Source organism: Helicobacter himalayensis (assembly GCF_001602095.1).
GTDB lineage: Bacteria > Campylobacterota > Campylobacteria > Campylobacterales > Helicobacteraceae > Helicobacter_F > Helicobacter_F himalayensis.
The window spans coordinates 25,960-47,650 of record NZ_CP014991.1 but is presented as its reverse complement, the minus strand read 5'-3'; the positions used below and the strand labels follow the sequence as shown (position 1 = coordinate 47,650).

Genomic DNA, 21,691 nt, shown 5'->3' with positions numbered 1-21,691 from the left:
AAATAATGCTTAGATACTTTTTGAATAGCTAAAAATTTACCCCTAAGGTTAGGCTTGTGTTTATCCACTTGTAATTTTTACCCACTTCGTTGCTAAAGCCCAATCTACCAAAATAGTCTCCGTATCGCACCTGTGCGTGTAGCCCACTATAAAAGCTCTGCGCGTTTGTTTCAAAGCTTTGCGTAAAGCTGAAGTCTCTAAAGTCATTGAATGCAGCATTTTGCTCTAAATGCTTTAAAAATCGCACATTGTAGAATCCAAAGCCACCTACAAGTAGCGTAATGCGTTCAAACTCTTTCACATAGTTTATGTGTAGTCCTAATGATGAGCCAAGCGTGTTGTGCGTAGAGCCAGAAAAGGATTTCGCAAAAATCCCACCGCTTTGCGTATAAGGGTCTTGAAATACGCTTGTATAGCTCATAAGCCACATAGGCTTAAATTTAAAAGATTGCAGGGCGAAATCTTTTGACACGCCGAGATTTAAGCCTAACGTGTAGTCATTATATGCGCCATCGCGTTTGGTGGCGTTTAGATTCTGGTTTGTGCTAGGGGTGAGCAGCGTATGACTTGTGCTATTTAGCCCCACCCCAAAATGAGCGAGCGCAATGAGTGAGAACGCCCTAAAGTCATAAATCCCGCTTAAGCCCGCACTAAAGCGATTAGTTTTTCTTTGCGTATAGGTGTGGTTGGCATTGCTATAAGCAAAATCCACAAACCCACCGAGCAAAAATGAATTATGCAAATGTTTGTATTGGAGATTTAGGGCTGTGGTGTGAGATTTGTAACGCGCGTGATTGAAATATGTATGATTGGTGTTAAGTATCATTTGATTTTTATGAAAATTATCAAGCTTGGTGAGTATGTCGCTTAAGATTACATCGCTTTTGTTTATTTGGGCAAAGGCGAGGCGGATAGGCTTAGGCTTCGTGAAACTTGCGGAATAAAAAGGCTGAGCGACATTTTCTGAATCCATAAGGTAAAGGATATTGTCTAAAGAGAGCTGCCGCTGGGAGTTGAGCGTATCTTCTACATTAGGAAGTGAGGTATTTTCTGCTAGAGAATCTATCCCTGCTTGATAATTTTGGGGAGAGAGTGTATCAAGTGCGCCAAAATATTGGTTATAACTTTGCGGGAGATTAGGAGATTGGGCGATATGTTTTAGCGCAGCAGCCAATCCCGCATCATTATCCGTGCTTGAGATAAAAGCATTGTCTTTAAAAACCGCTTCCAAACTCTGCGTATTGCTATTGTAATAAAACTTTAAGGTATTGCTTTCTTCGTTTGTAACGTTATCAAACTTATCTATATGGTTGTTGAGCTCCCCTAAATTAAGCTTGATACTTTGCCCATTTTTTAGCCGTTCTCCACCGCTATAAGTGGGGACAAACTCTAAAGCTCCACCTGTGATGTTAAACGTCGTGGCGATAAATTGAGTATTGCCATTTGTTTCTCCATTAAAGGCGATTTTAAGCACTCCGCTATCGCTTTGGTTGTAAGTCCCTTTGAGTTCTAAACTCGCTCCGCTTCTAAAGTCTGTGGTAGTTACAAATCCAGCCCTCACTTCACCGCTTTGGTTGTGTATTTGAGCATTATTGCTAGCATTGCTAATAATCCCACTCCCCGCGAGAATCCCTCCATTGCTTAGGGTTACAGAATCAGTCGTGAGCGTAACGGGAGAAGAGATGTTTTCTTTTAGGATAATTATTCCGTTATTTTGCGCTTGCATTGCGCCCATTACTCGGCTAGATTGTGTTATTTCAAAGATTCCGCCATTTTCTACATAGGCATTATGTGTAATTTCTCCACCACTAAGCAAAAACTGCCCTTGATTCTGCGCATAGGCGTCGTTTGCGATAGTTCCGCCATTGAGTAAAAATTTTCCCCCATTTTCCGCATAGGCATTGCTTTTGGTAAGCTTCCCGCTACTTGTAAGCTCTAGCTCACCTTGCAAAACGCGCGTAGCCCCCTCATAGCTGTTGTTTCCGCTCAAACTTAAACGACCTTGCCCTACTTTTAACAACCCCACTTTTTTAATATTTTGCATTTCTGCTTTAGGCGAGTTTCGCGCACTTTCGATATGCCATTTATCATCCCATAGCCTTTGGCTTATGTCGTTGCTAAACTCCGCGCTATGTCCCTTGGTATCAAGCGTATAAAAGGCTTGAATCTCGCCATTAAGATTCACACTATCGCCTAAGTTTAAGCGATTAGCATCAAGGCGTCCCAAACCTTTGAGGGCTTTTGATACATCTAAGATTCCCTGTCCAATCACCTCATAGCTTTCCATTCGCACCACCGCTTCTGCGTCATCTACACTGTTGTTATTGACAGCTACTTGTGTTTTGAATAGATTTGACAGAATCTTATCTGCCATAGTGCTATCGTATCCTAAGTTTATAAGGTCTTGCTTGACTTGGGCTCTATCGACTTTGCCATCTGGTGTTTTTGGCGGATCTATATTGATATAAACAATATTATAAAACCCCCCGTTATTGTAGTTTTGCACGATAAGCTTAGGAAAAACTATATTGTCATTTGCCGTGCTTAAAAGCACATCGGCAATTTGTGCGCCACTAAGAAAGCCAAATTTCTGCTGCACAAGCATAGCTGCCCCGCTTACCATAGGTGTAGCTTGTGAAGTCCCACTTGCCTCTACAAATCGCCATTGTCTTTCACCTTGTGGTATGTTTGTGTTTGTGCTGTTATAAAGCGCATTTGCAGAATCTATCTCCACTCCTGTAGCCATTATCCCATACAACGCATTTCCTTTAAAAAGATTGCTAAACGATGCTACCCCAGCTACATAGCTATTTTGCGTTACATCTTGCTTCAATGTGATTTGCCCTGTGAGGTTGTTTTTTTCCACACTTCGTGTTCCAAGTGCGCCCACTACCAGCCACGAGCGGATGCTCTCATCATACGCAGCAGCTGGGGTTAAGATACCGCCACTAAGGCTTCCATCATTACCTGAAGCAATGATATTCAACATTCCCTTTTCTTTGGAAAGCCTTATCAAGTCAAGCACATCATTTTCCCTATACCCCTCGCGATTGTGTTCTAAGAGTGCAAAATACTCATTCGCACTTAATGCGGTGGTGCTTGGCTCTTCAGTGATACTTGCATATCCATCGCTAAAGGTAAAGCGACGATTGATTAGGGGGTAGTATTCATCGCCTTTACCCCAGCTGTTGTTGATGATTTTTATATCTTTATCGTGGAGTTGCTCATAGACGCTTCCGTTATAGTATAATTGCTCATTTAAGATAGCTATGCCATAATATGAGCCATTATATGCTATACCATTTGGGAGATTTGGATTTGTTGGGTCGTTTAACTTCGCCCCTATGATAATCCCCGCCACATGTGAGCCGTGCCTTGCTGCACCATAGTCGTCTTGAGAAAAGTATCTATTAAAATCAAATTGATTGTTAAAGGTGGCTACATCTTTGCCTTGTAGGCTTGGGTGAGTGGTGTTAAACGCACCATCTAAAATTCCCACTTTCACGCCCTGCCCCGTTATGTTTGGGTTTTCGCTCCACGCTTTATCGACATTCATAAGTTGCCACGATTTCTTAAGAAGTTCATAAAATGTGCTAGAAGCGTGGGTATAAGTAGCCAAACACAAAAAGAGAGCGGCAAAATAAAACTTGTTCATTCTTGATTCTTTTAGGTTATATTTCTCATTTTCTTGCTCAAGGATTGTAGTCAAAAGCTCCTTAAGCTTTTATATGTGCTCTCATATAGGTTGGGTATTGTAGAAATTACATAACTTTTGCGCACTAACCCCCAGAATCCAAACCCTATTACATTCTATTTTTTTGTTATTCTGTTCTATTTGAAAGATTCTGTTTGTGGTATTCTATTTTCTTGTGTATTGATAGTATATTGTAGAATTTCCCCTATCCCTGCATCGACCTACATTCCCACACTTGCAAAGTGCAGTATCATCAGCGAAGAGAAGCTTAACTGCCAGGTTCGGAATGGAGCTGGGTGTGTCCTCCTCTCTATAAACACAAGGAAAAGGGAAATAAAGATAAATAATAAGTTCGCTTTATGTTTTGCTCTAAAAGAGAAGTGTATTTTGCCTCTATCTATATCTAAACATTCAGGCTAAATATTCGCAACATTTACTTTCCAATCAGATTGATTCTCGCTAGTTTCTGCTAAATCTTTATAAAGCTGCTCATACACTCAAACAATCTCTCTTTAAGATTTAAAGCCTTAGCTACTTCTTTTAGAATCTTAGCAAAGCAAATACAGCACATTTACCCTTATTTCCATTTTCCATTGGGTTTTGTTCTACTTAGTTTCAAGCTAATAGCCTTAAGTTATTAAAAACTCCATACACTCAATAAGGCAGTCTTTTAGGATTTCACTTATTAAAGATTTGACAAATAAGCCAAACGGTCTATTAGTAGTAGTCAGCTGAACATATTACTATGCTTACACATCTACCCTATCAAGCAGCTAGTCTTGCTGCGACCTTCAGGGAGAGTTTATCTTGGAGTTGGCTTCCCGCTTAGATGCTTTCAGCGGTTATCACATCCATGCGTAGCTACAGAGCGATGCTCTTGGCAGAACAACTCTTACACCAGTGGCATGTCCATCCCGGTCCTCTCGTACTAGGGACAGCTCTCCTCAACTCTCCTGCGCCCACGGCAGATAGGGACCGAACTGTCTCACGACGTTCTGAACCCAGCTCGCGTACCGCTTTAAATGGCGAACAGCCATACCCTTGGGACCTGCTCCAGCCCCAGGATGCGATGAGCCGACATCGAGGTGCCAAACCTCCCCGTCGATGTGAGCTCTTGGGGGAGATCAGCCTGTTATCCCCGGGGTACCTTTTATCCTTTGAGCGATGACCCTTCCACACAGAATCACCGGATCACTATGACCGACTTTCGTCTCTGCTCGACTTGTTTGTCTTACAGTCAGGCTGGCTTATGCCATTACACTCTACTTGCGATTTCCAACCGCAATGAGCCAACCTTTGCAAGCCTCCGTTACTTTTTAGGAGGCGACCGCCCCAGTCAAACTACCCACCAGGCATTGTCCTACTTGAGGATAACTCAAGCTAGTTAGCAGACAGAAACATTAAGGGTGGTATCTCAACGATGGCTCCATCTCTACCAGAGTAAAGATTTCAAAGCCTCCCACCTATCCTGCGCATAATGCTCCCATCGGCAGTGCCAAGCTGTAGTAAAGGTCCACGGGGTCTTTCCGTCTTGCCGCGGGTAGGAGGAATTTTCACCTCCACTACAATTTCACTGAATCCCTGGTTGAGACAGCTCCCATCTCGTTACGCCATTCATGCAGGTCGGTATTTAACCGACAAGGAATTTCGCTACCTTAGGACCGTTATAGTTACGGCCGCCGTTTACTCGGGCTTCAATTCAAAGCTTCACCTTGCGGCTGACTAATCCTCTTAACCTTCGAGCACCGGGCAGGCGTCACACCTTATACTTCCTCTTACGAGTTTGCAAAGTGCTGTGTTTTTGGTAAACAGTCGGGAGGGACTCTTTGCTGAGACCACATTGCTGTGGCACACCTTATCGCGAACTTACGGTGCTAGTTTGCAGAGTTCCTTAACCAGAGTTCTTTCACGCGCCTTAGAATACTCATCTCATCTACCTGTGTCGGTTTGCGGTACGGGCAATAGTAGCTAAACTTAGAAACTTTTCTTGGCACGACGGTATCAGTGATTCTCCTTTCCATCCGAAGACTTCAAAGAGCCTTTCAAGTTTCGAATACAGGGGTGGATTTGCCTCTCCCCCAATCTACGCTCTTAGACCAACACTTCCATCAGTTGGCTCACCTAACCCTATGCGTCCTTCCATCGCACACTACTATTGGTATAGGAATATTAACCTATTTTCCATCGCCTACCCCTTTCGGACTCGGCTTAGGACCCGACTAACCCTACGATGACGAGCATCGCGTAGGAAACCTTAGACTTTCGGCGAAGCGGATTCTCACCACTTTTATCGCTACTCATTCCTGCATGCTCACTTCGCATCGCTCCAGCACTTCTTACCGATATACCTTCAACGCAATACGAACGCTCTTCTACCACTGTGCATCAGCACAATCTACAACTTCGGTGTCTATCTTAGCCCCGTTATATTTTCTGCGCAAAATCACTAGACCAGTGAGCTGTTACGCTTTCTTTAAAGGATGGCTGCTTCTAAGCCAACCTCCTGGTTGTCTGAGTAACTTCACATCATTTTCCACTTAGAATAGAACTTTGGGACCTTAGTTGGTAGTCTGGGTTGTTCCCCTTTAGACGATTGATTTTATCACCCACCGCCTGACTCCCAAGATACGGCAATAGGTATTTGAAGTTTGACAGGGGTTGGTACCGCGGTGAGCAGCCCTAGCCCAATCAGAGCTCTACCCCCTATTACTATCACTTGAGGCTATACCTAAATATATTTCGAAGAGAACCAGCTATCACGAAGTTTGTTTGGCCTTTCACCCCTATCCACAGCTCATCCCAACCCGTTTCAATGGGTACGAGTTCAGTCCTCCATAAGCTATTACACTTACTTCAACTTGGCCATGGATAGATCACTTCGCTTCGGGTCTGCAGCATCTGACTAAACGCCCTTTCAGACTCGCTTTCGCTACGGCTTCGCGTTTGCTTAACCTTGCCAGATACCACAACTCGCAGGATCATTATGCAAAAGGCAGTCCATCACCCTGATAAATCATAGGGCTCTGAATGATTGTAGGCAAATGGTTTCAGGTTCTATTTCACTCCGCTCACTGCGGTTCTTTTCACCTTTCCCTCACGGTACTGGTTCGCTATCGGTGTGATAGTAGTATTTAGGGTTGGAGAGTGGTCTCCCCTGCTTCAGCCCGGATTTCACGTGTCCTGGCTTACTCTGGATACTGCTACCTATAAAGAATCTTTCGCATACGGGATTATCACCCTCTATGATATGTCTTTCCAAACACTTCTGCTAGATTCTCTAAGTGGATATTGCAGTCCACAACCCCGAATGCAAGCATTCGGTTTGCCCTATTCCCCGTTCGCTCGCCACTACTAAGAGAATCTCTGTTGATTTCTTTTCCTCTAGCTACTGAGATGTTTCACTTCGCTAGGTTCGCTCCATTAAAGGTAACATATATTACTATATGTTGGGTTGCCCCATTCGGAAATCTACGGATCAAAGCTTCTTGACAGCTCCCCGTAGCTTATCGCAGTCTAGTACGTCCTTCATCGCCTCTATCACCCAAGGCATCCACCATTTGCCCTTAAAAGCTTACTTACCTTTTAGATAAATGAATGTATCCTAAAAGAACTACCTTATTGAATGTATGTTGCACACATAAAATAAGGAGTATATTGTAGTCTTTATTACTTAGGCTATTAACAATAAATTTTCAAATAACACTAGACTTAAAGTCTAATGAGAAGCTTATATTCAAGTTAAGTCTCTCATTAAACTTTAAAAACCAAACAACTTCATATTTAAAGAGTGCAACCTTACATAAAACCTAAGTCTTTGCATAAAGACCTTTTTGTAAAGTATTCAAAACTTTAGCAATAAAAGATTATTAAAGCAAGGTTTGATACAAAGTAAAATAAAAACCTATGGTGGAGAATAGCGGGATCGAACCGCTGACCTCCTGCGTGCAAAGCAGGCGCTCTACCAGCTGAGCTAATTCCCCAAATTTAAGATAAGAAATAAAATTAGTTATTTTTGAATGACATTTGTAGTTGTTATTAGAAATTTTTGAAAGGAGTTGCCTAATAGGCAATGACCGAAAAAATTTCTAATGCTCTGCAAAAGCATCAAAAAGAACAATTTTTGGTGGGCTTAGGAGGACTTGAACCTCCGACCTCACCCTTATCAGGGGTGCGCTCTAACCACCTGAGCTATAAGCCCCTCTAAAATCTAACTTACAGCGATACATCAAGGAATTTCTTGCTCACCACATCGATAGACTTTATGTCTTATCTCCTTATTCGCAAATCATAGCCTCAATCTCTCATCTGCAAGGACTTTTTTTGCAAACTATTCTTTCTCTATACTAGCTCTACACTAGAATTTTAAAATTTTAGCCCTTACTGCTTGGGTAACTCCTAGCAGTTTTTAAAATTTCCCCTCACTACAAAGAAAATTTCCTCTAAAGAAAAATAGAATCGCAATCTTACACTTTATTTGTGTTGGTCTCTTAGATTCTTATAAATCTCAATCACACAGTTAAGTGAGTTCAATCGATTTTTAAGAATCTACCTTGCTTATACACTTTTAACAATCTTTTATCTAAGTTTCAAACACTTTGTATTTTGGTGATCTCTGAAAACTAAGCAAGAATAAAGAAGCTCTAACCTCATAACTCTTTCTCATTGATATTTTAGGTTATGGTTTGGATAAAACGAATTAGCCAAACATATCTCTAGAAAGGAGGTGATCCAACCGCAGGTTCACCTACGGTTACCTTGTTACGACTTCACCCCAGTCGCTGCATCTGCCGTGGGCGGTAGCCAGTTTAGCATTCCGACTTAAGGCAAATACAACTCCCATGGTGTGACGGGCGGTGAGTACAAGACCCGGGAACGTATTCACCGCAACATTGCTGATTTGCGATTACTAGCGATTCCAGCTTCATGTAGTCGAGTTGCAGACTACAATCCGAACTGAGAGATGTTTTAGAGATTGGCTCCAGCTCACACTATTGCATCTCTTTGTACATCCCATTGTAGCACGTGTGTAGCCCTAGGCGTAAGGGCCATGATGACTTGACGTCATCCTCACCTTCCTCCTCCTTACGAAGGCAGTCTCCTTAGAGTGCTCAGCCGAACTGCTAGCAACTAAGGACGAGGGTTGCGCTCGTTGCGGGACTTAACCCAACATCTCACGACACGAGCTGACGACAGCCGTGCAGCACCTGTTTTCAAGCTCCACAAAAGTGGCACTCCACTATCTCTAGCAGATTCTATCAATGTCAAGCCTAGGTAAGGTTCTTCGCGTATCTTCGAATTAAACCACATGCTCCACCGCTTGTGCGGGTCCCCGTCTATTCCTTTGAGTTTTAATCTTGCGACCGTACTCCCCAGGCGGAATGCTTAATGCGTTAGCTGCATTACTGCCAAGTCTAAGCAAGGCAACAACTAGCATTCATCGTTTAGGGCGTGGACTACCAGGGTATCTAATCCTGTTTGCTCCCCACGCTTTCGTGCATGAGCGTCAGTAATGTTCCAGTAGGTCGCCTTCGCAATGAGTATTCCTCTTGATCTCTACGGATTTTACCCCTACACCAAGAATTCCACCTACCTCTCCCACACTCTAGAATAGCAGTTTCAAATGCAGTTCTATGGTTAAGCCTTAGCATTTCACATCTGACTTGCTACCCCGCCTGCGCACTCTTTACGCCCAGTGATTCCGAGTAACGCTTGCACCCTCCGTATTACCGCGGCTGCTGGCACGGAGTTAGCCGGTGCTTATTCGTTAGATACCGTCATTATCTTCTCTAACAAAAGGAGTTTACAATCCTAAAACCTTCATCCTCCACGCGGCGTTGCTGCTTCAGGGTTTCCCCCATTGAGCAATATTCCCTACTGCTGCCTCCCGTAGGAGTCTGGACCGTGTCTCAGTTCCAGTGTGTCCGTTCACCCTCTCAGGCCGGATACCCGTCATAGCCTTGGTGAGCCATTACCTCACCAACAAGCTGATAGGACATAGACCAATCCTTTAGCGAAATTCTTTCCCCCGTAGGGAGTATCTAGTATTAATCACCGTTTCCAGTGGCTATCCCAGACTAAAGGGCATGTTATCTATGTGTTACTCACCCGTGCGCCACTAATCCACTTCTAGCAAGCTAAAAGCTTCATCGTTCGACTTGCATGTATTAGGCACGCCGCCAGCGTTCACTCTGAGCCAGGATCAAACTCTCCATAAAAGCGGGGAGTTTGACAAACTAAATCATTATAGTAAGCAAACTCTCCATAAAAATTTAAAAAGTATTTGAAATTCTTTAAAATTAAACTTAGTTCAATTTATAGAATCTCAATACTCTAAAAAGCAAGCCCAATACTTAGCTTTTAGAATCTTAAATTACAAAAACAACTTCAGATTCTCTTTTTGGATTATTTGTCCTAATCTCTTAGTTTCACTCTTAAATCACAAACTTTTTTGCTTAAAAGCTCAAAGTCATAAAATGAGAATAGATTTACTAAGAAACAAGAATTGAAAAACTTGATAATAAAGTTACTTTCAGTTTTCACTTCTTTATTTCTTGCTTAGATTTCAAAGATCATTACCCAAAATATTAAGGTTATATAACACTTAAACTTTGAAGTAAAAGAACACCAAACGAATTTGGGAAACGCAATACTACAAATGGAAGGCTTAAAATTGGCTTATGGAAAGGAGGGAATTTTGGGATTTTTTCAAGATTCTAAACAAAATCCCAAAATTGCATCATTCAACCGTCACAGATTTTGCTAGATTCCTCGGCATATCCACATCATTGCCAAGCTTAATAGAAATTTCCAACGCCAAAAGTTGTAACACTACCATCATCGCATAAAATTCCTCCATATAATGCGCGGTGTGCGGGATATAAATCATATCATCAGCACCCTCCACTTCATCAGTACAAATTGCACAAATCGTGCTATCGCGCGCACCCAACTCCTCGACATTGCTTTTAATCTTTTCAAACAAAATATGCTTTGGCATAAGTGCTAGGCAAAAAAGCTCAGAATCTGCAAGCGCAATCGGTCCATGCTTCATCTCTCCACTCGGATAGCCCTCTGCGTGCAAATAGCTAATCTCCTTAAGCTTCAATGCACCCTCAAGCGCGAGCGGATAAAACACATCGCGCCCGATAAAGAAAAACCCGTGCCCATGCAAATAACGCTTTGATAGGCGCTTTAGTCTATCGTGCAATTTAGAATCTACCTTTGTGAGTTTGCTAGCCTTTAGCATTGTCTGCGCATAAGACATAAACGCCTCTTTTTTTATCACTCCACGCACAAATCCCACATACACGCTAAGAATCCATAATGTCATAACCTGCGTAGCAAAGGCTTTCGTACTTGCCACACCTTTTTCAATCCCCGCACGCGTGAGAATACACCTATCAGATTCCCGCACAATCGAGCTATTATCTACATTGCAAATTGCCAAACTCTTTAGCCCATTCTTTTTTGCAAGTTTGAGTGCTTCGAGTGTATCAGCTGTCTCGCCACTTTGTGAAACACATACAAATAGTTCATTTCGGCGCATTACAGGTTCTGCATAGCGGTATTCACTCGCAAACACCACATTACATTTAATCTTTGATTCTCGCTCAAGCAGATATTTCGCGCTCAAGCCCGCATGATAACTCGTCCCACACGCGCAAATCGTAATTTCATCAATGCCTTCAAAAAACTCTTTTTCTACCTCTTCAAATCCGATAAATTCATCGCTCACGCGTCCCATCATTGTTTCAAGCAAAACTTTGTGCTGTTCGTAAATTTCTTTCTCCATAAAGAATCTAAAGCCATCTTTTTGCGCGTATGACTTTGTCGCATTGAGCGCGACAATACCCTGAAGGCTTTCAAATCCATCACTATCAATGCAGCCAACCACACCATCTTCCAAATAGCACACTCTTTGCGCAAACCCAATAAGTGGCGCATCAGAGCTTGAAAAATAAATCCCCCCATTTGTACCCTCACCCTTGCCAATGATAAGTGGCGAGCCTTTTTTAGCGTAAAAGACAGAATCTGGTGCCGCCTTTGTGATAAGTAAAATCGCATACGCCCCACTTAAACGTGCGATAGTCTTTTCAAAGGCTTGCATAGGCGTTTTATGTGCTTTTAGATTCTCCTCAAAAAGATGGACGATGACTTCAGTATCTGTTTGACTCACAAATTTATGCCCACTAGATTCAAGCTCCTGTTTGATTTGCATATAGTTTTCGATGATTCCATTATGCACCACGCTGCTAAATTCCGCGAAATGCGGGTGGGCATTAGATTCACTTGGTTTACCGTGTGTCGCCCAGCGTGTATGTCCTATACCTATGCCAAAGCCTTGCGAGCTAAAATCTTTACATTTATTTTCTAAATTGACAATTTTCCCCACAGCCTTAAAATTATGTATCTCATTTTGTGCCAAAATAGCCAGCCCAGCACTATCATAGCCTCTATATTCAAGCTCTTTTAAACCATTTAGAATAATTTGTTTTTTTTCATTATTACCTATGTAGCCGATGATTCCACACATTTTGTAGCTCCTAATTCTTATCTTGTGATGCACCACTTTCGCGAAAGCAAATTTCTCTTTAGCTCCGCTTGGTGCGCATACACCGCCTTTTTTTATTTCTCTAAGATTCTGTAATATTTTTTAAGCCTTACAGAATTCTGATATTCTATGCAAATTTTTCAACATAAAATTTGCTATCTTACAATATAATGACGAAATTTCTCTTTAAACACTAAGCCACAATGGCAAAACATGGAATATTTTTATAGTTTAAGAGGTCGTATGCGCGTAGGTTTCTTTCTTTTATTGTTATGTTTTAGCCTTTTACAAGCCCAGACAAAAGATAAAAGCACAGATTCTGAAAATCTTTTAGAATCTCCACCGCTAATAGAACAAATCGAGTTTGGCAATGATATTCCAGAGAGCTTCTTAGGACGCTTGTATTTGCAAAATCCAATCTATGCACTACCTTATTATCACAGCTTAAGCAAGCCCTATGACAACAACATTGCAAATGAAGTAAAGTATCAATTTAGCTTTAGAATCCCTATCATGAACATTGATAAAAAATATTTTATCTTTTTTGCCTACACGCAAACTTCATTTTTCCAGCTTTACAATAAAGCGGATTCTCGCCCATTTAGGGACACTGACTACTCACCAGAACTCTATTGGGCGTATGAAGATGCTTCTAAAACCCTGCGTCATATCCGAATCAGTTTCAAGCACACTTCAAATGGCGAACGCGCCTTGCGCTCACGCACCCAAAACCAACTTTTAAGCAGTATAAGGTTGCAGCACGATTTTAGCGAGCGTGCAAAAGTCGGTGCGGTGATAAATGCGTGGATTTGGACAGGCTTACATCAGGAAGGCTTTTTACACGATAATCCCGACCTTGCGCGCTATCGTGGCTATGCAGATATTTTGCTCTATGCAAATTATGGCAATCATCTTTTTGAAGCCTATCTCACGCCCATTGTGGCGGATTACAGCTTTTATAAACCACGCTTTGTACTCGGCTACACCTATCGCCTCACACATAACATTGGACTTTATGCGCAATACACAAACGGCTATGGCGATAATATCTATGAATACAATATCCACTCAAACCGCGCGGGGCTTGGTGTGCGCTTGTGGCAGAATCTTTAGCAGTCTAGATCCTAAAAACACACATTTGCGCGCTATTTTTTAGCAAAGATTGCAAATTTTGCCATTACTTAATCAAAGATTAGCTAGAATCCCGAACCATATTTTCTATTTTTAAAGGGTTTAGAAAAAATGAAAACAGCTTTTTTGTTTTTTTTTCTGTGCGGGGCGATTTGCTATGCTGAAATTATCGCGGGTGTGGCAATACGCGTAAATAGCCACGCCATCACGCTCAATGAAATCAAATCCGCGCAAAAAGAGTTTAAAATCACCAAAGAACAAGCTATTGATATGCTTATTAATGAGCGTTTGAAAGATGATGAAATCCAACGCTTTAAAATTAGCGTTGATGAATTTAAAATCGATGATGAAATCACAAGAATCGCCCAAAGTAGCGGCATGAGTAAAAGCGAGCTTATTTCACAAATCGCAAAACAAGGCTTAAGCTACCAAAACTATCGCGCAGAAATCAAAAAACAAATCCAAACGCGCGAGCTCATGCAGAAGATTCTCTCATCAAATGTAAGTATCACTGATGAAAATGAGCTTTTTGCCTACTACACAAAGCACAAAAAAGAATTTGAAATCCCAACAAGCGTAAGTGTGATGCGTTATAGCGCAAGGAGTGATACACTTTTGCAAAAAGCACAAGCAGCACCAAATAAATCCATCGATGGCGTGGAAAAAACACAAGAAGAAATCGCACTAGATGCGCTAAGCCCGCAAATCAAGCAAGTTTTTGTTACCACGCCAAAGGGTGAATTTACGCCTGTGCTTAATTCTGGTGACCTCCTCATAAGCTTTCTTATTTTGCAAAAAAATGGCAATACGCTTTTAAGTTTTGAGCAGGCAAAAGCGTTTATAAACTCTAAATTACTCGCGCAAAAAGAGCAAGACATCATCAAAGAGCATTTTGACAAAATGCGCGCAAGTGCAAAAATCGTATATATACGAGAATAGGCTAAAAAATGCTGTGGTATAAAGACCCGCTTTTTGGCGTTGTCATACTTTTTGTGATTATCGCTAGTGTGGGGATTTTGGATTTTTTGCGTAGCAAAATTCGTGAAAAAAAGCGCCTTGGTGCGATTGAGAATCTCAAAAAATCTTATGATTATTTGGGCGTCAAAGATGGGGTGGAAGAGTTTTTAAAGCTAAGTATGAATCCTATCCCAACGCTTGAATTTATCGCGCAAGCCTATATCCAAAGTGGCAATATACAAGAAGCGATTAAAATTTATGGAAGTATTGTTGATAATTTAGAAGATTCCAAAGAAAAGGCACGGATTCTCTATGCGTTAGGAATTGCATATTTTCAAGCAGGATTCTTACAAAGGGCAAAAAATATCTTTTTAGAAATCATCAAAAACTACCCACGCAACAAGGAAGTTTTAAGCTATTTACTAAAAACTTATGAGAATCTTGGGCTTTACAAAGACGCGCTTGAGACGCTTGGCTGCATTGAAGAGATTTGCAATCAAAGTCAAATCCGCGATGAAAAATATCTGCAAGAAATTGCAAAAAATTACGCCTACTTGCAAGCACTCAATACCTTCTATGACACTACACTAGGCTATGAAGCAAAGATTGCAAAGCTAAAAAACATCTATTCCAACCACCCACAACTTCAAAAGCTCATACTAGGATTCTATAAAGAAATAAACCTTCCATTGTTTTGGGAAGAGGTTTTAAATCAAAAGGAGGCTTCAAACACGCAAAATATCGAGAAGCTACTTGATATTTTTTGGAAATGCACCAAACAAGAAGTCCCGCTAAGCTTACTGAACAATCCAAAAATCTTAGAAATTTATCGCGCAAAAGGATATATTGAATCTAGTCTGCCGTGCGAAAAATTTGAATTAGAAAGCATTAGAGTATTAAGGGAATTTTCAGCCTTTAGAGCGGATTTAAACTTTGAGTATCGTTGCAGCGAATGCAAAAGTATTTTCCCTTTTGAAAGCAATCGCTGTCCTAAATGCAACACCTTGCTTTGCTTTGAGCTTATCTGCAAGGTTATCGAGCAAAAAGATGAAATCAGTCACTCTCTATTGTGATGGCTCCGCACTTGGGAATCCGGGTGCTGGTGGCTGGTGTGGAATCTTAGAATACAAAGGCACAAAAAAAGTGCTAAGCGGTGGCGTTGCGCACACGACAAACAACAGAATGGAACTTTTAGCCGTTATACAATCCTTAAAAGCACTCAAAGAACCTTGCAAAATAGAACTTTATAGCGACTCAAAATATGTGTGCGAGGGGATTAACACTTGGTTAAAAAATTGGGTGGCAAAAGACTTTGTAAAGGTTAAAAATCCCGATTTGTGGCGCGAGTATTTGCAGGTAAGCAAAGGGCATTTTGTAAGCGCACATTGGATTAAAGGACATTCGGGAATCCCGCTTAATGAAGAATGCGACACAATAGCAAAATCTCAAGCGCAAAAGTTCCTCTCCTAATGCAAGTTTTATCCATAAATCCCCATTTTTTGCTAAGTGCGCAAAATATCACACAAGCCCCAAGCCCCTTGCATTCTGAAATCGCCTTTTTAGGACGCAGTAATGTTGGAAAATCTAGCTTTCTTAATCTCCTTTTAGGCGCAAATCTTGCCAAAAGCTCAAGCACACCGGGCAAAACGCAATTCATCAACTTTTTTTCCACACGTTGGGAAATACGAGAATCCCCCACAAATACGCAAGCCACACAAGAACTTGTATTCATCGATTTACCCGGATTTGGCTATGCAAAAGTAAGTAAAAGCTTGCAGGAAAAATGGCAGAGAGATTTGGTAGAATTTTTGCAAAGGCGCAATAGTATTAAGCTTTTTGTCTTTTTACGCGATAGCAGGCACGTGGATTTAGCCAAAGATGACGCGGTGCTAGAATTTTTGCAAGGTATAAAAAGGGGTGACCAAGAGATTTTGAACATTTTTACAAAAGCCGATAAGCTAAACAAAAGCGCGCTAAATACGCTTAAATCGCAAGGTGCGATACTCTCTAGCATTAATCCACCCAAAAAAATCCAGCATAAAATTTCTAGTGTTTCTATGTTGCGGTTTATGATTTTTCAAAAAGTTTTAGGCAAAATGCCGCCTTCAAACCAACAACAAGAGGAAAACGATGTATAGTATCCAAAAGCCAACGCTTAGCGATATTGAGGAAATGCGCGCGCTTGTGAGCGTGGAGGTGGAACGCGGGGTGATTTTAGAGCGTAGCATTGATGAGATGGCAAATGCTATCCGCTCTTATCATATCGCGCGTGAGAATCCAAGCGAGCAAAACAAAAAAGGCAAAATCATCGGATTCTGTGCGCTATATGTATATTCTAGCACTTTGGGGGAGTTGCGTTCTTTAATCGTAGATGAGAAGCACCGAGGCAAAGGCATCGCAAGCACACTTATAGAATCTGTCAAAAAAGAAGCGAAAGAACTTGGTTTAAACGAAATATTAGTGCTAACCTACAAAGAAAAATTATTTCAAAAGCTTGGTTTTGTTATAATAGACAAAGCATTACCAAATCATAAAATATGGGCGGATTGTATCAAATGCAAACATTTTCCAATATGCGACGAGGTGGCTCTTATAGTCAAAGTTTAAAAAATATCGCGCTTTTTATTACTCTATTTGTGTATGAGAGTTTGGCTGGATTGCTGGGCTTTTTACCGCCATTACTTGGGGTTTTTTTCTTGCTTTTGGTGCATTATGATAAAGAGGACGATTTCTGGCGTTTTTGTATTATCCTAAGTATGCTTTTTGTGGTGGAAATTTTCAATGATATGCCACTTGGAATCTTGCTCATATTGTTTTTGGTATTGCGCCATGCGGTGTTTTTATATATACGCGCTTTCAACGCAAAACGCTTTTTGATAATTCTGCAAATCGCGCTTGTATATTTTGGACTGTATCTTGTATTTATCACATTTAAATCTTTTGGGAATCCTTATTTTGATATCAATTTACTTATTCTTGTATATTATTTCGTGGTTGAAACGGTTTTAGTGAGTTTTTATGAATATTCGATTTAGGATAATGATTGCGCTTTTTGCGCTTGTGTGGCTCATTGTTATCGTGCGCCTTTATACTGTGACAATTATAAACCACGACTATTATGAAAAATACGCGCAAAAAAACGCCACCAAAATCGATACACTCACGCCCATTCGCGGAGAAATTTTAGACAGAAACAACAAGTTACTTGCCACAAATGAGCTAGGATTTTCCCTCTCCCTTGCCCCGCGTTTAAAAGATTCTGTTTTAGAATCTCAAATTGAGCTTATCACAAACTATTTTCCGTTTCTAGATTCTCAAAAATTGCTTAAAACCTACAAGCACGCCAACACCTCTTACAATCACTCACAAATTATGATTGTGGATTTTCTCACTTATATGCAAATTGCACATACTTACACCTATCTCAAGCAAAGCCCTTACATTAGCATAGCACCTGCACAAAAGCGCTTTTATCCAAACTTTTCTTCCGCCTCACATATCATTGGTTATATTTCAAAAGCAAACCAAAAAGATATAGAGAAAAATCCCCTTTCTCTCCATACAAAAAACATCGGAAAAGTCGGCATAGAAGCGCAATATAATGAGTTTTTGCAAGGTGAAGCAAGCTATCGAGTAAGCCAAATAGACTCCTTGCGCAAAGAAATCTGCCTTTTAGAAGAGGGTGCGCCACTAAAGCAAAATAATCTCAACCTTAGCATTGACTTACACTTGCAGGAATTGCTAGATTCTGAATTTGAAAACAAAGAAGGTGCTGTGGTAGTAATGGATGTGGAAAATGGCGAGATTCTCGCGGCTGGAAGTTATCCGGAATACAATCTGAATGATTTTGTCGATGGCATTAGTATCCCTGCGTGGAAAGAATTGCTTGAAAATCCCCACCTCCCACTTGTGAATAAATTTACCTCCGGGCAGTATCCTCCGGGCTCGGTTATCAAAATGGCTATGGGACTAAGCTTTTTGGAATACACAGATATTACAGAAAATACGATTATTGAGACGCCTTGCTTTATCGAGCTTGGCGGGCGTAAATATAGAGATTGGAAATGCGGGCACAATAGCGCGGATTTGCTCAAAGCCATACGCGCTTCTGTTGATGTGTATTTTTACAAACTCTCTTTAAAGGCTGGGATTAATAATATCGCAAGTATGTTGCACCAAATGGGCTTTGGAGAAAAAAGCGGGATTGACCTTCCTAGTGAATCTCGTGGTGTCGTGCCTACACCTGAATGGAAACTTAAGGTAAAGGGTGAAAATTGGGTTGGTGGTGATTTGATTAACACTTCCATTGGGCAGGGATATTTTCTCGCTACACCCATACAAGTGGCGCGCTACACCGCACTTATCGCCACAGGCAAACTTGTAACGCCACATTTTGCAAAGGCATTTAATGACGAAGAAAAAGAATATGAAGTGAAAGAAGTGCTAAGCGAGCACGAATCACAAAAACTTTGGGTGCTAAGAAAAGGTATGTATCAAGTGTGCAATTCCCCAGATGGTGGCACGGCATACTGGCGCACGCGAGGTGCTAAGGCTAGTATTGCGTGTAAAACAGGCACTGCGCAAGTGACAGGAATCCCTCAAGACATCAAAGTGCGTTTAAAAGAATCTGAAATGGATTATTTCTCGCGCTCTCACGCGTGGATTACTGCCTTTGTACCCTATCAAAAACCAAAATATGCTATAACCATTTTGCTAGAACACGGCGGTGGCGGGGGCAATGGCGGACCGATTTTAGTAAGCATTGTCAATAAACTTGTTGATTTAGGCTACATAAAGTAAGGGAGATTCTATGCATATAATCGATAATAAAAATATCCTTATCACCGGCGGGACAGGGAGCTTTGGCAAAAAATTTATCCAAACGATTTTGCAAAAGCACAATCCCAAAAAAATAGTCGTTTATAGTCGCGATGAGCTTAAACAATACGAAATGGCACAGACCTTTGCTGATAAGCGTATGCGCTTTTTTATCGGAGATGTGCGCGATGGTAAAAGGCTAGAAGTCGCGCTCAATGGCATTGATATTTGTATCCACGCTGCCGCACTAAAACATGTGCCAATCGCGGAATACAACCCGATGGAGTGTATCAAAACAAATATCGATGGTGCAAGCAATGTCATCAACGCCGCACTAAAAAACAATGTGCGCTTTATCATCGCCCTAAGCACAGACAAAGCCGCAAATCCAATCAATCTCTATGGCGCAACAAAGCTTTGTTCTGATAAGCAGTTTATCGCGGCAAACAACATCAAAGGTGCGCAGGATTGTAAATTTAGCGTGGTGCGCTATGGGAATGTGCTAGGCTCGCGAGGCTCTGTCATTCCGTTTTTTAAAAAGCTTATAGAATCTGGCGCAGATGAGCTTCCAATCACTGATGAAAAAATGAGCAGATTTTTTATCACATTAGATTCTGGCGTGGAGTTTGTGCTAGATTCACTAGAAAGAATGCACGGCGGAGAAATCTTTGTGCCAAAAATCCCAAGTATGTATATCAAAGACTTAGCCCGTGCTATCGCGCCAAACGCAAAGCTCAAAACCATCGGAATCCGCCCGGGAGAAAAGCTACACGAAGTGATGATTCCAAAAGATGATTCTAGGCTGTGTGTGGAATTTGAAAGCTTTTATACACTTATGCCAACAATCAATTTTCAAACACCAATTGATTACTCACTCACGCGCGATAATTTACGCGGGAATCTTGTGAGCGAAGAGTTTGAATACGCGAGCAACACAAACAATCAGTGGTTAGATTCCACACAATTGCAGAAGTTCTTAAAAAGTTTGTGATTTTAGATTCTCTTGCTTAATAATCGCGCATTAAATACAAACCCTGCTTTATCACCTTTTCGTGCGATTGCCTAAAAACGCTATTGATGTTTTCCTCCACCCATTTTGCACTCATCCATTCATTCAAGCTCACAGGGTAGCCCTGCACCAAGATTTCTAAATGCAAATGATCACCAAATGCCCAACCACTCTCCCCTGTATAGCCTAGCAGAGTTTGTGGCATAATCGTATCACCAACCTTCACTAGAGAATCTGAAAGGTGTGCATACAATGATGAAAGCCCAAATCCGTGATACACTATTATCGTATTTCCGTGCAATCCTAAATGTCGCCTTAGTGTAACCACACCATCATTACTTGCAGAAATGGGCGCATTCCTCACGCTCGCCAAATCAAGTCCCATATGATGAGTAACGCTCACCATATCCCTACCAAGATAATAACTGCGCTCATCGCCAAAAAATCCCACTGCCCGCGCGTTTTTAAGCGGATAAAATGGCGCAAATTCCTCAACATAGCTTTTGTCTGTGGCGATATATTTTGATGCTTCGATAATTTTTTCCTCATCCTCGTTACGTATAGTTTCATTGATAAACAAAAAGCGCTCTTTGTCATCTTTAAAATCCTCAAAACTAACCGAGCTAATCTGCTCTATAAGCATTGGAAGTTTAGATTCTAAAAAATTTTCTTTCAATTTTATATTTGATTTTCGCAAAGGCGCAGAAAGATTTTTAGCGATAGAAATGGGGATTTTAGTGGCATTATGTGCCTTATCTGTGATGGTAATACTCCCCTCAAAAAAGGTGTTTTTCAAGGGCCACGCGATGATGGAGGCAAAAAGCTGTGTGTTTGGTGGAAGCGTGAGAGAATCTAGGGCTTTTGGCTCGTATTTAAAGGCTTCAAATTTATCCTTGCCATTACTTAAAACAATAGAATCTAGCGCAATATCTTCGACTTTAAACACCACAAGCGCACTTCCTGAACGCGAGATTTTAGGAGAATGCGCGAGAATCTCAACGCGTGGCGCAATCATATCAATGGTAAGAAACATATCAAGTGTTACGCTATTGCCGATAAAAAAGTTTGCATTACTCCAATTGCGCACTTTAATTTTATACTGCAAAATCGTGCCGTTTTTTAGTTCAGTGGGTGGTTTTGGCAAAGAGATAGAAAGATTTTTTGGCTTCCCTAGCACCACTTCTTTTTTTTGAAAAAGGCTTTGAGAATCTAGCAAAATTTCAATCTCATAGCCTCTCAAACCGCTCTCATCGCTAAAATCAATCACCAAATCATCTTTTAGATTCCAATGTGTTGGGAGATTGAGCGAGTAAGTGGGTTTAGTTTGCTCACATAAAAGCACATTCAGCCCAAAGCCCACGCCCAATAAAACAAGCAATGCAACCACAACTCCAATAATTCTCATAATTCCACCAAGCCCTCCAGTTTTTTTGCAAAAAAGTGCATTCATTATAGCAACGCTCATATAAAGCTTTCATTAAGCCTAGATTCTAAGTTTTTATGTTAGCATTGCAGGCTTTTACTCCAAAAA

12 protein-coding genes, 2 tRNA genes and 3 rRNA genes are annotated in these 21,691 nt (G+C 41.2%); 9 read left to right on the top strand and 8 right to left on the bottom strand.

The window, feature by feature from the left end:
- Nucleotides 1–28: 28 nt before the first annotated feature.
- The 7 genes from A3217_RS00175 to glmS all read right to left on the bottom strand — a co-directional run bounded on the left by A3217_RS00175 (nt 29) and on the right by glmS (nt 12,227).
- Nucleotides 29–3,709 (bottom strand): autotransporter serine protease, encoded by a 3,681-nt coding sequence (locus A3217_RS00175; protein WP_066386542.1) that lies wholly within the window; start codon nt 3,707–3,709, stop codon nt 29–31.
- A 193-nt stretch (nt 3,710–3,902) separates the two neighbouring features.
- Nucleotides 3,903–4,018, bottom strand: a 5S ribosomal RNA gene (gene rrf / locus A3217_RS00170).
- A 372-nt stretch (nt 4,019–4,390) separates the two neighbouring features.
- Nucleotides 4,391–7,271, bottom strand: a 23S ribosomal RNA gene (locus tag A3217_RS00165).
- Nucleotides 7,272–7,598: 327 nt separating this feature from the next.
- Nucleotides 7,599–7,674 (bottom strand) — tRNA-Ala (locus A3217_RS00160).
- 141 nt (nt 7,675–7,815) lie between these two features.
- Nucleotides 7,816–7,892: transfer RNA gene (locus A3217_RS00155), tRNA-Ile, on the bottom strand.
- A gap of 518 nt (nt 7,893–8,410) precedes the next feature.
- Nucleotides 8,411–9,909 (bottom strand): 16S ribosomal RNA (locus tag A3217_RS00150).
- The 16S, 23S and 5S rRNA genes sit together here with 2 tRNA genes alongside, the layout of an rRNA operon.
- Before the next feature lie 521 nt (nt 9,910–10,430).
- Nucleotides 10,431–12,227, bottom strand: a complete 1,797-nt coding sequence (gene glmS, locus A3217_RS00145; protein ID WP_066386540.1) for a glutamine--fructose-6-phosphate transaminase (isomerizing) — start codon at nt 12,225–12,227, stop codon at nt 10,431–10,433.
- Nucleotides 12,228–12,458: 231 nt separating this feature from the next.
- Here glmS and A3217_RS00140 point away from each other — a divergent pair, with 231 nt between their 5' ends.
- The 9 genes from A3217_RS00140 (at nt 12,459) to pseB (ending at nt 20,142) form a co-directional block, all read left to right on the top strand.
- A complete protein-coding gene (locus tag A3217_RS00140) occupies nt 12,459–13,358 on the top strand; it encodes a phospholipase A (RefSeq protein WP_082807817.1) in 900 nt (299 codons plus the stop codon).
- Between the two features lie 129 nt (nt 13,359–13,487).
- On the top strand, nt 13,488–14,315 hold the full coding sequence (locus tag A3217_RS00135) for a peptidylprolyl isomerase (RefSeq protein WP_066386535.1): 828 nt from the start codon (nt 13,488–13,490) through the stop codon (nt 14,313–14,315).
- An 8-nt stretch (nt 14,316–14,323) separates the two neighbouring features.
- Nucleotides 14,324–15,406: a tetratricopeptide repeat protein gene (locus tag A3217_RS00130; protein ID WP_066386533.1), complete on the top strand. Its 1,083-nt coding sequence runs from the start codon at nt 14,324–14,326 to the stop codon at nt 15,404–15,406.
- Nucleotides 15,381–15,803 carry a ribonuclease HI gene (gene rnhA, locus A3217_RS00125; protein ID WP_066386530.1) on the top strand — a complete coding sequence of 141 codons (423 nt, stop codon included), beginning with the start codon at nt 15,381–15,383 and terminating at the stop codon, nt 15,801–15,803. Before A3217_RS00130 ends, rnhA begins: the two co-directional genes overlap by 26 nt.
- Nucleotides 15,803–16,471 carry a ribosome biogenesis GTP-binding protein YihA/YsxC gene (gene yihA / locus A3217_RS00120; RefSeq protein ID WP_066386527.1) on the top strand — a complete coding sequence of 223 codons (669 nt, stop codon included), beginning with the start codon at nt 15,803–15,805 and terminating at the stop codon, nt 16,469–16,471. The genes rnhA and yihA overlap by 1 nt, the downstream gene beginning before the upstream one ends.
- On the top strand, nt 16,464–16,940 hold the full coding sequence (locus A3217_RS00115; protein WP_066386525.1) for an N-acetyltransferase: 477 nt from the start codon (nt 16,464–16,466) through the stop codon (nt 16,938–16,940). Before yihA ends, A3217_RS00115 begins: the two co-directional genes overlap by 8 nt.
- On the top strand, nt 16,889–17,368 hold the full coding sequence (locus tag A3217_RS00110; RefSeq protein ID WP_197456890.1) for a hypothetical protein: 480 nt from the start codon (nt 16,889–16,891) through the stop codon (nt 17,366–17,368). The genes A3217_RS00115 and A3217_RS00110 overlap by 52 nt, the downstream gene beginning before the upstream one ends.
- Complete coding sequence (gene mrdA / locus A3217_RS00105) at nt 17,352–19,133, top strand: penicillin-binding protein 2 (protein WP_066386522.1); 1,782 nt, start codon at nt 17,352–17,354, stop codon at nt 19,131–19,133. Before A3217_RS00110 ends, mrdA begins: the two co-directional genes overlap by 17 nt.
- Before the next feature lie 16 nt (nt 19,134–19,149).
- Nucleotides 19,150–20,142: a UDP-N-acetylglucosamine 4,6-dehydratase (inverting) gene (gene pseB / locus A3217_RS00100; protein WP_066389628.1), complete on the top strand. Its 993-nt coding sequence runs from the start codon at nt 19,150–19,152 to the stop codon at nt 20,140–20,142.
- A gap of 16 nt (nt 20,143–20,158) precedes the next feature.
- Here pseB and A3217_RS00095 read toward each other — a convergent pair whose 3' ends face one another.
- On the bottom strand, nt 20,159–21,625 hold the full coding sequence (locus A3217_RS00095) for a M23 family metallopeptidase (RefSeq protein ID WP_066386520.1): 1,467 nt from the start codon (nt 21,623–21,625) through the stop codon (nt 20,159–20,161).
- Between the last annotated feature and the right edge of the window lie 66 nt (nt 21,626–21,691).